At 62.1% G+C, this 13,195-nt stretch carries 7 protein-coding genes; 1 reads left to right on the top strand and 6 read right to left on the bottom strand.

The window, feature by feature from the left end:
- Positions 1-721 precede the first annotated feature (721 nt).
- From AC4IHP_RS23215 to pvdM, 5 genes are all read right to left on the bottom strand, one after another.
- Entirely contained in the window at positions 722-3,205 is a 2,484-nt protein-coding gene (locus AC4IHP_RS23215) for a TonB-dependent siderophore receptor (protein WP_460117885.1), read from the bottom strand.
- A 115-nt stretch (positions 3,206-3,320) separates the two neighbouring features.
- A complete protein-coding gene (locus tag AC4IHP_RS23210) occupies positions 3,321-4,970 on the bottom strand; it encodes a cyclic peptide export ABC transporter (protein ID WP_323168256.1) in 1,650 nt (549 codons plus the stop codon).
- Positions 4,971-5,079: 109 nt separating this feature from the next.
- A complete protein-coding gene (gene pvdO / locus AC4IHP_RS23205; protein WP_490832862.1) occupies positions 5,080-5,967 on the bottom strand; it encodes a dihydropyoverdine dehydrogenase in 888 nt (295 codons plus the stop codon).
- A gap of 36 nt (positions 5,968-6,003) precedes the next feature.
- Entirely contained in the window at positions 6,004-7,290 is a 1,287-nt protein-coding gene (pvdN, locus tag AC4IHP_RS23200; protein ID WP_490832861.1) for a pyoverdine-tailoring periplasmic protein PvdN, read from the bottom strand.
- The gene (pvdM, locus tag AC4IHP_RS23195; RefSeq protein WP_490832860.1) at positions 7,287-8,651 is read right to left on the bottom strand and encodes a pyoverdine-tailoring dipeptidase-like protein PvdM; all 1,365 of its coding nucleotides are present in this window, start codon (positions 8,649-8,651) and stop codon (positions 7,287-7,289) included. Before pvdM ends, pvdN begins: the two co-directional genes overlap by 4 nt.
- 207 nt (positions 8,652-8,858) lie before the next feature.
- Here pvdM and pvdP point away from each other — a divergent pair, with 207 nt between their 5' ends.
- Entirely contained in the window at positions 8,859-10,484 is a 1,626-nt protein-coding gene (pvdP, locus tag AC4IHP_RS23190; RefSeq protein ID WP_490832859.1) for a pyoverdine maturation tyrosinase PvdP, read from the top strand.
- Between the two features lie 1,310 nt (positions 10,485-11,794).
- On the opposite strand, the gene AC4IHP_RS23185 is transcribed toward pvdP, so the two are convergent.
- Positions 11,795-13,189, bottom strand: coding sequence for an efflux transporter outer membrane subunit (locus tag AC4IHP_RS23185; RefSeq protein WP_490832858.1), 1,395 nt, complete (start codon positions 13,187-13,189; stop codon positions 11,795-11,797).
- Positions 13,190-13,195: the final 6 nt, after the last annotated feature.

Here is a 13,195-nt window from a genome sequence, read left to right as displayed (position 1 = left end):
GCTCGGGTTCCTTCGCTCCGGGACTGATCCGGGCGCAGCGGCTACGGTTTGCTTCGCTGCACCTCCTTCCGCTGTGTACGACTTCGTCGTACGGTCGCTGCGCTCCCACGCCCGGATCAATCCCTCCACTCAGCCTTCCGATGTCGCCGGTGGATCAAGATCAAAAGCACTCGAGCTTGCGCTCATTGTGTAGGAGCTGCCGAAGGCTGCGATCTTTTGCTTTTGCCTTTCTGTGGGAGCGAGCCTGCTCGCGAAGGCGGCCTGACAGCCGACCGATTTCTCTATGCCCGCACCTGATCCAACTGTAGGAGCCGCCGAAGGCTGCGATCTTTTGATCTGGCTTTTGCTTTGGCTTTGGCTTTTGCTTTTGATCTTTTGCCCCTTCGGTAGGCTTCGTTACGGGATCGATCCGGGTGTGGGAGCGCAGCGACCGTACGACGCAGTCGTACACAGCGAGTGTAGCTGCAGCGAAGCCAACCGGAGCCGCTGCGCCAGGATCGGCTCCGTAACGAAGGTACCCCGAGCCCAGCGAGCGGGCCGTACGCCGGGGCAAAGCCTTTTGGGTTACCTTTTCGCTGGGCCGGCACTCCGGCGTTTGGAAAAAGTGACCCGCCGTAAGGGCGGAACCCTAAGTAGCCTTCACCGCAGCAACGGATATGCCCCCAATCCTAAAAACCAAAAAGCCCCGCCAAAGCGGGGCTTCTAAACAACATCAGACCAATCAGAAATCAGCCTTCACCGACATCACAAAATTGCGCGGTTCGCCATAGAAGTTACCGAACCCCTCGGTCCCAATGGTCGCGTAATAACGCTTGTCGAACAGGTTGTTGCCGTTCAACGCCACCGACCAGGTGTCATCAATCCGATAACCAATGCGACCGTTCCAGACCGCATAACCCGCGCCGTCGACATTGTCTCCGCCCAGTGGCGAAACGCGGTAGGTGCCTGTCTGCGCATTGACACCCGCACCAATGGTCACACGATCCAGCGGCCCGCTCAGGGCATAATCACCCCACACGCGCAACAGGTGACGCGGCACGTAGGAGTTGTAGACCGCGCCATCCTGAGTGGCGTCGGCATCCTCCAGCACTTTGGTCTGGGTGTAGGTATAACCGGCGAGCAATTGCAGGCGGTCGATCACTTCACCGCTGACTTCAGCTTCAAAGCCCTGGGCGCGGACCTTGCCCGAGTTGATCTGGCAGGAGCTGTCTTCGCACCGCAGGTCATCCTGGGCCGCGTCTTTCTGGATGGTGCGGAACAGGTTGAACGTGGTGTTCAGACGACCGTCGTACCACTCACCCTTGATCCCCAATTCGTAGCTCTGGCCGATCAGCGGCTTGAGCGTGCTGCCGTCGATGGTTTTGTACGAGCCTTGCGGGGTGAAGATGTCGGTGTAGCTGGCGTAGGCGGTCAGGTTGTCGTTGAGGTCGTACAGCAGGCCGGCGAACGGCGTGACCTGGCCGGATTCGGTGGACTGCGTGTTGACCTCGGTGCCTTCACCACGGAAGTACTGCACCGAGTCGGTGTCGGATTTGTACCAGCTGACCCGGCTGCCCAGTACCAGCGTCATCGGGTCGGCGAGTTTCAGGCGGGCGATCGAGTAAGCGCCGTATTGCTTGATGTGCATGTCCACGGGGCCGCCACGGGAGGCGTTGGCCAGGTAGTAGCTTTCATCCGGCTGCGGGATGTTGTGGTTCGGGTTGAACACGTTCTGGCGCTGTGGCAATGCCGCCACCGCGTAGAAGTCGTCCTTGTGCGAACGGCTGGCGTTGGCGCCGACGATCAGTTCGTGCTGCTGGCCGAAGGCGTCGAATTTGCCGTCGACGTAAGCATCGAAACCGTAGTCGCGCTGGTCGTAGTCATAGGTACTGCCGAGCATCAGCGTGTTGGTGGCGGTGGCGCCCAACGGCACTGTGCCGCTCGGGAAGGAATATTCCATGTCCTGGGTGTTGCGCGAGTAGACACCGGCGACTTTCAGCGACCAGTCGTCGTTGAACTGGTGTTTGACGTCGGCGAAGTAGGTGGCGCGTTTGCTGCGCTGGTTGTTCCACGAGGTGTTCAGGCAAGTAGAGCGTTTCAGGTGCAGGTCGGAGCCGTCGGCGTAGCGCGGCAGGCCGCCCCAGCATGGGGTGGCGTCGACATCTTCATAGGCCATGCCCAGACCGAGGGTGGTGTCGGGGCTGAGGTCGAAGTCCAGGGCGCCGTAGTAGATCTGATCGCGGCGCTCAGCCACATCGTAGAAATACTGACGGGTCTGCTGGGTCACCACGGCGCGGCCACGGACAGTGCCGGCGTCGTTCAACGGGCCGCCGGTGTCGACCTGGCCGCGGTAGTTGTCCCAGGTCCCGGCCGACAGCGACAGCTGCGTGTGCGGGGTGTCCTGGCCGCGCTTGCGCACGAAGTTGACGCCGCCGGCGGTGCCGCCCGCGCCCTTCATCATGCCCGCCGCGCCACGGAGGATTTCCACGCGGTCGTAGATGGCCATGTCACTGTTGAAACTGTCCGCCTGCACGTAGCTGCTGCCGATGTCCAGCGGCACGCCGTCGTACTGGTACTGGCCGGTCATGCGGAAACCGCGCGAGTAGAAATACTTGCCGCCCATTGGCGAGTCGTAGACGGTGATGCCCGGGGTCTTCTCCATCACCTGTTCGATGGTGTTGAGGTTCTGGTCATCGAGCATCTTGCGGGTCATCACCGTGACCGATTGCGGCGTTTCCTTCAGCGAGTGCACGCCCTTGCCGATGGTCACGCCGCCGGTGGTGTAGGAGTTGCTGCCTTCGGTGGTGGCGCCGAGGCGGTTGGCGTTGACGTTGGTTGGGGCCAACTCCATCGCGCTGCCGCCAGTGGCCGGGCCGAGCACGGTGACGGTGTTGCCGTCACGCTGATAGCGAATGCCGGTGCCGCTGAGCATCGCCTTGAGCGACTCGTCGTCCTGGTAGCGGCCGTTGAGGGCGCTGGAGCGCAGGCCTTGCAGGCTTTCCGGGCTATAGACGATTTGCAGACTGGTCTGCTGACCGAGGGTCTGCAGGGCCTGGGCCAGCGGTTGGGCCGGGATGTTCAGGGTCCATTCCTGGGCCTGGACATACGGCGCTGCCGCGAGGGTCAGTGCCAGACCCAGGCCGCTACCGGCCAGGCGTGTGCGGGTCGCGCCGTGCATCAGCAGGGCTCGAGTCAGAGGGCGAAGCATGAAACGGGATGCGGACATGAGGTTAAGACCTTGGCAGGTATAGTTGTTAATGGTTCTTATTCATCTCATTAAGACGAGGAAGCCGCGGCAAACCGGAAAAGTTTTTTCTCCGGCCCGGTCGCGGCTGCTTCGATCAAGCGGTTTGCAGTTCGCTTTTGACCCTGCCGGCCTCCATGCGCACCAGTTGATCGGCGACGTCGAAGTAACGGTCGTCGTGGGAAATCACGATGATGGTTTTGCCCAGACGCTTGAGGTCGGGCAGCAGCTCGGTATAGAAGATCCGCCGGAAGGTCGGGTCCTGATCCGCCGCCCATTCATCGAACACCAGCACCGGGCGCTCTTCGAGCCAGGCATTGACCAGTGCCAGGCGTTTGCGCTGGCCGGTGGACAGGTCGGTGGTGCTGAACGCGCCGTCGCGCACGCTGACCTTGTGCGCGATCTCCAGACGTTCGAGGTAGCGCGTAGCATCCTGCGGCACTTCACGATCGCCCTGGATCAGGTCATCGAACAGGTAGTAATCGGCGAAGATCGTGGTGAAGTTCTGCCGGTAATCGTCGCGGTTGACCGCAGTGATCGGCTTGTCGTTAACGCGGATTTCTCCCTCGGTCGGCGCGTACAGGCCCAGCAGCAGTTTGATCAGCGTGGTTTTACCACAGCCGTTTTCGCCGACGATAAACACAATGTCGCCCTGTTCGATACGCAGGTTCACCGGGCCGAGACGGAACGGTTCGCTGCCTTCGACGGGCGGGAAGGCGTAGCGCACGTTGCGCAGTTCCAGGCTGTTGACGGCGGCTGGCTTGCTGCCCTGATCCTGCAGCAACAGGTGCGGTTCCGGTGAGGAGAACTGTTCGCTGAGTTCGGCAATGCGGCGGAAGGCAATCTGCGCGCGGCTGATGATCGGCAGGGTGCTGATCAAGTGTTCCAGCGGCCCCTTCATGTACAGCAGCACCAGAACGAATCCGCTCATCACCGCTTTGTCGGCACTCGGCCACAGCGATTGCAGGGCCAGCGCCATGCCGATGACCACGAAGAACAGCATCGAGCCAAACGACTTGGCGATGACGAACGTGTTGATCGATCTGATCTGGGTGTCGCAGATCTTCTCGGCGGTTTTCTGAATGCCGGCGACGAACATGCGCTGGCGACGCGGGCGGTGAATGCGCAGTTCCTTGGCGCCTTCGGCGATCGCGTTGTAATGCTTTTGCAGTTCGTCTTCGGAGTCGCGGGCAGCGTAGAAACCGCGCATGCCCTTGGCCCGCGCAATTGCCTGGATGGTGGTGCCGATGGCGATGGCCACCAGCATCATCAGGAACATCGGCCACGACAGCATGGCCAGATAGCCGAGACAGCCAAGGGTCACGGTCATGGAAATCGCCAGCGGTGCAAAGGCGAAAGCGAAGTCGCTGATGGTGTCGACGTCGTGGGTCAGCACCGGAATCAGGCGGTGGCTGCGATAGCGTTCGATCTGGTCGATCGGCGCCGACAGGACTTTCTCCCCCAGCTCTTTGCGCAGTTTGGCGATGATGTGCTGGCCGACGTAGTTGGTGCCGATGTCCGACAGGATCGTGGTCAGCAGGGCCAGAGCACAAAGGCCGGCGAAGATCATCACCACGGTGCGGGTAAGGCCGTCATCGGAATGCAGGGCGTTGTTGATGGTCGCCAGCAGCACGGTGACGCTCAGGCCGCCGAGCATGCCGAGCACGATGGACGCCGAGACGATCAGGCGGAAGGGCTTGAGCAGGGCGAACAATTCGTTGATCGCCCCACGCGTAGGCTTGGTCATGGAGGATTCCTGCTTCGATGCGGAGGGAGTGCCGGTACTTAAGGAAAACGAATGGTCGCGCAGTTTCTTTAACCGAGCGCAGGCGTGGCTGCGCTCGTCGAGGGCGGGATCAGAGGTCGCGCACTACGCGAAAGCCCAGCCAGTCGCCCTTGCTGGTCGGCCAGCTGCTGTTGCGGTTGCCCGAGCGCGAGAAGATCGGCGCCTCGCCCCAGTCGTTGCCGCGCATGACCTGGCGTTCGCAGTTTTCCTGAGTCCATGGGCGTCCGTCGGCGGGCACGCCGGAGTAGTCCGGGTGATAACAGTCGGCGGTCCATTCGTAGACGTTGCCGTGAGCGTCGAACACGCCAAACGCGTTGGCCGGGAAGGTACCGGCGGGCGAGGTGAAGTTGTAGCCGTCGGCCGCGCCGTAGGTGTTGGCGTGCCTGGAGATCTGGTAATCCTTGCCCTCATCGAACGGGAACGGGAAAGGTCCGGCGCTGCCGCCACGGGCGGCGTATTCGCGGATCGATTCGCTTTGCAGGCGATAGGCGTGGCCGGTCTTTTTCGACAGCCAGTCGATGTAGCCCTGGGCTTCGGCGACGTTCATGCACACGGCCGGGTCGCGGGGCGTCTGTTTGAATTCCGGCTTGCCGGCGGTGCAACGGCGCCCCGGGCGATCATCGAAGTCGTAGGGCTTGTTGCCGGTCTCGCGCACATAGGCGTCCCATTCGCCCACCAGCACCTGCGAGCGGCTGATAGCGAACGGTTTGCTGAAAGTCACGGTGTGCAGCGGGCCTTCGTCGGGTTGACGGCCGACTTCATCATCCGGCGTGCCCATGGTGTAGCTGCCGGTTGGCAGCACGACCATTTCCGGGCAGTCCTTGCAGTCCTTGAACACTTTGCCCGCAGCGGGCGCGGTCGCCGCCAGGGCGCTGCCGGGCAACAGCGCAGCGCAGAGGGCGCTTAGCGTCAGTGCGGGCAGAGCTTTGGAGAGGAGTGACGCTTGAGGCTTTTTCATGGGTCGTCTCTTTGAAAGGAAAACGGCAGTCGAAGATCAGGCACGCAGCTTTTTGCCGAGGATGTCCATGAAGCGATCCACTTCGGCTTCGCTGTTGAGCAAGCCCGGCGCGGTCCGGATCACCGGCCCGACATCGCGGCTGACCGCGTCGCAGACCACCCGGTTCTGCATCAGCCAGGCAGCCACTTCATCGCTGTCCTGGCCCTTGATCCGGAAGAAGGTGAAACCGGCGGAGAACTGCGAGTCGAGCGGGGTCACCAACTCGATGTTGCGGTGCTCCTGCAGGCGTTGCTTGAGGTAACTGTTGAGCTGATGAATGCGCGTCTGCACCTCGGCCTTGCCCAGTTGCAGGTGCAACTTGAAGGCTTCGTCGAGCGCCCAGCGATGCTCGAAGGCGTGGTAGCCGCCCGGGGTCATGATGGTCGAGAAAGCCGTGGCCTCGGAGAAGGTCGGCACGCTGGGGCTGACGTATTTCAGTTCTTCCGTGCGGCTGCAGACGATGCCGGTGCCGCGCGGGCCGAACATCCATTTGTGGGTGCCGGCGATGAAAAAATCGCAGTTCATCTGCGGGAAACTCAGGTCGTCGACACCGAAACCGTGCACACCATCGACCACGTAGATCACCCGATCCTTGTCGTCGCGCTGGCGGTTGTGCTCATCGACCAGCCGCGAAATCTCGCTGATCGGCAGCTTCACGCCGCTGCCGGAATGCACCCAGGTCATGCCCAGCACGCGAGTCTCGGGGCGGATATTGCGATTGATCGTGTCGAGCACCTGATCCAGAGAAATGCTCTGCGGAGTTTCGAACAGGGTGAGTTTGCGCACGCGCGTGCCATCGCGACGGCTGCGGAAATCGAGAATATTGCGCGTCGAGTAATGCTCGTGAACCGTGGTGAGGATTTCCTGATCCGCGCGCACCTGCACGCTGCCGTAGATCATCGCCAGGCCTTCGGTGGTACTGCCGGTCAGGGCGATTTGCGCCGGTTTGGCTTGCAGATACTGGCCGGCCCAGTGGCGCACATTTTCTTCGCGCTTCTCGGTGACGCCCAGATCCCAGTCCATCGCCAGACCCGGATTCAGATCCAGCGCGGCGCGATGGCGTTCGATGGCTTCGCGCACCGGTTTGGGGTGTGAGGTGACCAGAAAATTGGCGAAGTGAATCGCCTGAGGATCCTGCTCGAACAACTGACGCAACTGCGCCCATTTGTCCCGCGAGGCAGTCGGCACGGCAGCGATGGCCGCCGGTGCAGTCAGGCTGGCGCCCAAGGGCAGGGCGACTGCGAGCAGGCCGGCCTGCTTCAGGAAAGTGCGACGATCGGTCATGGCCGGGCCACCTCCTGGCGTGACGCCAGCGCCGGTTTCGCAGCTTTTTGCACCTGATCCCAGACGCGCATGAAGTTGCCACCCCAGAGCTTGGCGATGTCCGCTTCGGAGTAGCCGCGCTGCAGCAGTTCGGCGGTGACGTTGCGGATCTCGCCGACGTTTTCCCAGCCCTTGATGCCGCCGCCATCGTTGAAATCCGAAGCAATGCCGACGTGGTCGATACCGATCTTGCGCACCGTGTAATCGATGGCGTCGCCGAAGTCCTTGAGGGTGGCTTTCGGTTCTTCTTCAAGGATCGCGTAGAGACCGCTGGCGTATTGGCCGAGCTTTTGTTCCGACCAGGCGGTGATGATCGGATCGCCCGGCATCAGCGCCATGGCGAGGTTGGGCAGTGGCGGCAGATCGAAGCGCGCACGCAACGCATTGAGTTTGTCCTGAGTAGCTTGGGTCAGCGGTTTCAGGTACTGCGAGAAAGCGACCACTTGCACCACGCCGCCACTGTTCTTGATCAGTTGCAGTTCTTTGTCGCTGAGGTTGCGTGCAATATCCACTGCCGCCCGGGGCGCCGAGTGCGAGGCTACCAGCGGTGTGCGGCTCAGTTCGGCGACCTGCTCAAGGGCCTTTGTCGACATCTGCGAAACGTCGATGATCACGCCCAGATCGTTCAAGCGCTGCACCGCTTGTTTGCCGATGTCCGACAGACCGTCGAGGGCATCGGGCGAGTCATTGAAAAACGGTAGCGGCCGCGACGAGTCGGCCCAGCTGTTGTTGCCGATGTAACTGAAACCGAACATGCGCATGCCGCGCCCGGCCCACAGGTCGAGCTTGCTCAGATCATTGCCCAGCGGGTAGGCGTTGAGCATGCTGATGAAAATCGCGAACTTGCCTTCGCCGTGCAGGCGGCGGAAATCATCCGGCGTGTAGGCGATGCCGGCCTGATTGGGAAAGTCGCGGACGATCCCGGAAATGATCTTGTAACGCACCTCCTGCTGATTGCGCGCTTCTTCGACAAAACCCTCGGTCGGACGGTGCGGGGCGTTCGGGCCGTTCCACATTTCCGGCCAGCCGAATACCGTCAGCGCCGCGCCGGACAAGCGCCCACGATTGGCCTTGACCAGGTCGAACTGGCCCGAACCATCCTTGTCGGCTTCGTGGTCGTGGCTGCCGAAACTCAGCGGCACGGTGATGTGGCTGTCGAACGACAGCAGGCGATCCTGCAACTCGGTCGCCTGTTTCATCACTTTCACCGGGTAGCCGGGGTTGTTCAGGTAATCCCAGGCCAGAAATCCTGCGCCGGCACTGATCGCCAGAGCCAGCGGCAGGCCGATGAATAGAGCCTTTTTCCAACGCGGTTTTGTCATTGCCATCTCATTCAGGTTCGCCGTCGATGTACAGGCGCAGGGGCCTTTGCTATCTGGGAGGAACGAGTGGCCGGGTGGCTAATTTAGGCGTGGGTTACAAATGCCCGGCAGCGGCGCAGGGATGTTTTGCCAGCGGCGTAAATTTCCCCGCCGAGCAAACGTTCTAGCTTGGATAAAGCCTGCTTCATGGCTGACACAGGTAGGGCAATGACGATCTCTCGACGCTGGTTCATGGCGGGCATGGCACTCACGGGCGCCGCGCTGCCTGCCGCTTTTTATGCACATCGTGAACTGACCCGCGAGGAGTTTCCGATCACCCCGGGCGAGGCCACGGTCGATCTGGCGGACACCGCCGGGCAACAGCTGGCGGACAATTTGCGTGGAGTCTGGGACATTCGCTTTACCGGTGCGGCAGCGGGGCTTGATGGTTTGCCGGCGCAAGGCCTGGAGCTGTTTCTCGACATCGCTCATCGTGGGCGCGGCCTGCGCGGTTATCTCGACACCGGAGCGAATCTGCGTGCCGAAGGGCCTGTGCGTTATCAAGTGATCGGTGATCTGGCGCCGGCCAACGGCGCCGAGATGTATTGGCGCCTGATGCGCACCGATGCGCCGCTTGCGCCGCCGGTGTATGAATTCAAAGTCAAACTGGATGAGGTATGGGCGGCGTTCGGCAATGCCGGCAGCGCCACGTTCACCGGGCAGGTGCTGCGTCTGGATCGGCCGTTGGCGTTGCCCGAGCTGGACAATCAGTTCATCGCCATCAAACGGCGTTTTCCCGAAGCCCGCGAACGCACCGGGTTGAACCCGCAACTGTTGGCCTGGCTGGTGGCGCCCGAGCATCGGTTGTTCCACCAGCTCTGGCACGCCACCCGCGACAAGTGGCACAAGCTTTCGGAGAAAAAACGCGAAGCGCTGCGCGGCATCGGCTGGCAGCCCGGGCCACGTGACAAGGAACGCGACGCCCGTGGGCCAAGCAAGGATCGCAATGGCTCGGGCGTGGACTTTTTCTTTATGCATCGGCACATGCTCGGCATCGCCCGCTCGATGCAGGATCTGCCTTCCTGGCCGGCGTTCCCGCAGCCGCAGCCTGAGCTGGAACGGGACCGGCAGGGCTTCGCGCGTTACTTCGATAATCACGACGGCAATTCCCTGCCGCCGACCTGGCTGGCCGAGGGTGATGACGAGTACACCAAATGGGTTAGCGACATCAAAGCGGCGGAGACTTTCCAGAGTAATTTCCTGGTCTGGGAATCGCAGTACCGTGATCCGCGTTATTTGTCGAAATTGACCCTTGGCCAGTTCGGTTCGGAAGTCGAACTGGGCCTGCACGACTGGCTGCACATGCGCTGGGCTTCGGTGGCGCGTGACCCGTCCAACGACATTCCGGTGCCGATGGCGCGCGATCAGGCGGATTTCGCGGCGCGCTGGTATGCGCCGGAAAACGACTTTCTCGGTGATCCGTTTTCCTCCCATGTAAACCCGGTGTTCTGGCGCTTTCACGGCTGGATCGATGATCGCCTGGAAGACTGGTTTCGCGCCCATGAACGCTTTCATCCGGGTGAAGTGAGTCGTTTGGAAGTGAACGGCGTGCCATGGTTTGCAGCGGGACGCTGGGTGGAAGTCGCCGATCCCTGGCTCGGCCCCGACACCCACGGCTGCAGCACCGTACCCGGCCTGCAGGTCGGACGTTCAGTGGAGATGGACCCGGAAACCATGAAGCTGGCGCTGCGCATCACCTTCGGCGACGAAGACAACATGACCGAGCTGTTCCGCAAAGTGCCACAGCGCCCTTGGTATGCACGGCACCTGAAGGTCAAGGGCCGACAGCTTTAGATCGCTTCAACACACACTCTGAATTGATCGCAATCCCTTTGTGGGAGTGAGCCTGCTCGCTAAAGCGGTGTGTCATCCAGTGCATCATTGCCTGACATGGCCTCTTCGCGAGCAAGCCCGCTCCCACAGGGGGCTTCGTTGCGCCGTAGATTTTGATTTACTCGCAGGTCAATTGTGGGAGCGGGCTTGCTCGCGAAAGCGGTGTGTCATTCAGATGCATCATTGCCTGACACGGCCTCTTCGCGAGCAGGCTCGCTCCCACAGAGTGGGCATGGTCGAGCGAGGGTTTTGGCCTGACCCGAATTTCATTGTGGGAGCGGGCTTGCTCGCGAAAGCGGTAGGTCATCCATTACATCTTTGACTGACACGGCCTCTTCGCGAGCAGGCTCGCTCCCACAGAGTGGGCATGGTCGAGGCGAAGTATTTGGCCTGGCCCGAATTTCATTGTGGGAGCGAGCCTGCTCGCGAATGCGGTGTGTCATCCATTACATCATTGCCTGACACGACCTCCTCGCGAGCAGGCTCGCTCCCAAAGAGTGGGCATGGTCGGGGCGAGGGTTTTGGCCTGACCCGAATTTCATTGTGGGAGCGGGCTTGCTCGCGAATGCGGTGTGTCATCCAGCGCATCATTGCCTGACACGGCCTCTTCGCGAGCAGGCTCGCTCCCACAGGGGGGCATGGTCGGGGGCGAGGGTTTTGGCCTGGCCCGAATTTCATTGTGGGAGCGGGCTTGCTCGCGAAAGCGGTGGGTCATCCAGTGCATCATTGCCTGACACGCCACTTCGCGAGCAGGCTCGCTCCCACAGGGGGGCATGGTCGGGGCGAGGGTTTTGGCCTGACCCGAATTTCATTGTGGGAGCGGGCTTGCTCGCGAATGCGGTGGGTCATCCAGTGCATCAATGCCTGACACGGCCTCTTCGCGAGCAGGCTCGCTCCCACAGAGTGAGCATGGTCGGGGCGAAGTATTTGGCCTGACCCGAATTTCATTGTGGGAGCGGGCTTGCTCGCGAATGCGGTGTGTCATCCATTACATCATTGCCTGACACGGCCTCTTCGCGAGCAGGCTCGCTCCCACAGAGTGGGCATGGTCGGGGCGAAGGTTTTGGCCTGACACGAACTTCATTGTGGGAGCGGGCTTGCTCGCGAATGCGGTGTGTCATCCATTACATCTTTGACTGACACGACCTCTTCGCGAGCAGGCTCGCTCCCACAGAGTGGGCATGGTCGGGGCGAGGGTTTTGGCCTGGCCCGAATTTCATTGTGGGAGCGGGCTTGCTCGCGAAGACGTCAGTGCAGTCGACGCGTTGCCCTCAGATCACCTCCCAGCCGCCCCCCAGAGCTTTGTACAAGGCGATGCTCGCCTGCAGGCGCGACAGGCGCAGTTGCACGTTCAGGTCTTGCGCGGCATACAGCGTGCGCTGGGTTTGCAGGACGGTGAGCAGGTCTTCGGCGCCGGCCTGGTAGCGGCTCTGGGCGATGTCGAAGGCGGTCTGTGCCTGATTCAGTTCTTCGCTTTGCCATTGCCGCTGTTCGTCGAGGCCACGGATGCTGCTGAGGGCTTTTTCGACGTCGGCGAAGCCGTTGATGATTGCCCCGCGATAGGTCTCCAGCAGCTCATCCTGTCGCGCCTTGGCCTTGTCGCGTTCGGCGCTGAGGCGGCCGTTGTTGAAGATCGGCGCGGTCAGCCCCGAGGACAGGTTGTAGAACGTCGTGCGCAGCAGGTCAGCGGCCAGATCAGCGCCGCTGCCGAGACTGGCGGTCAGGGTGACTTTCGGCAGCATCGCGGCGCGGGCGACGGTGACATCCGCCTGGGCTGCTGCGAGTCTGGCCTCGGCGCTGGCAATGTCCGGGCGGCGGCTGAGCAAGTCGCTCGGCACGCCACTGGCGATGTCCGGCCAATGCAATTGGGCGAAGGATTGCTTGGGCAACGGCAACGTTTGCACCGGTTGGCCGAGCAGGGCGGCGAGGCTGATCAGTGCTTCGCGGGCCTGTTGTTGCACCAGCGGCAGGCGGCGCTGTTGTTCGGCCACCAGACTTTTCTGCTGGGCCAGTTCCAGCGCGGTGGCGCTGCCGGCGTCGAAACGGGTCTGCACCAGATGCAGCACATTTTGCGCATTGGCCAGATTGAGTTCGGCAATGCGCGCCTGCTCACGCAAGGCCAGGGCCTGGGTGTAACTGTTGGCGACGCCACTGAGCAAGGTCAGCTCGACGGTGGCGCGGTCGAACTCGCTGGCCTGCACACCGAACACCGCACTGTCGCGGGCGGCACGCTTGCCGCCCCAGAAGTCGATTTCGTAACTGGCGCTGAGCTCGGCATCGTAATAATCCAGCGAGCGATTCTCGGGACTGACATCCAGCTGGCTGTAGCCCTTGCCGTGAATCAGCTTCTGCCGGTTGGCGTTGAGCCCGGCCTTGAGCTCGGGCAGCAGCGGGGCGCCGGCAATGGTTGCGCTGGCCTCGGCCTGTCTGACTCGCGCCACGGCGGCGGCGAGGTCGTAGCTGCCCAGGCGCGCCTGTTCCACCAGCCGCTCCAGTTCGGTGCTGCCGAATTGCGTCCACCATTGCCGATTGCTCTGCAGCGCGCCATGGTTGGCGGCGGACTGCCACGCGCTCGGTGGCTGCACGCCGCTGTCCAGGCGTGGCGCCGGGCTGCTGCAGGCCGCCAGTAACAGGCTGGCGGCGAGGAACGTCAGTCGCACTTTCATAGGTCG

Source organism: Pseudomonas sp. UF-293 (assembly GCF_058245595.1).
The sequence above is the reverse complement of the archived record's forward strand: the minus strand, read 5'-3'. Positions and strand labels throughout refer to the sequence as shown.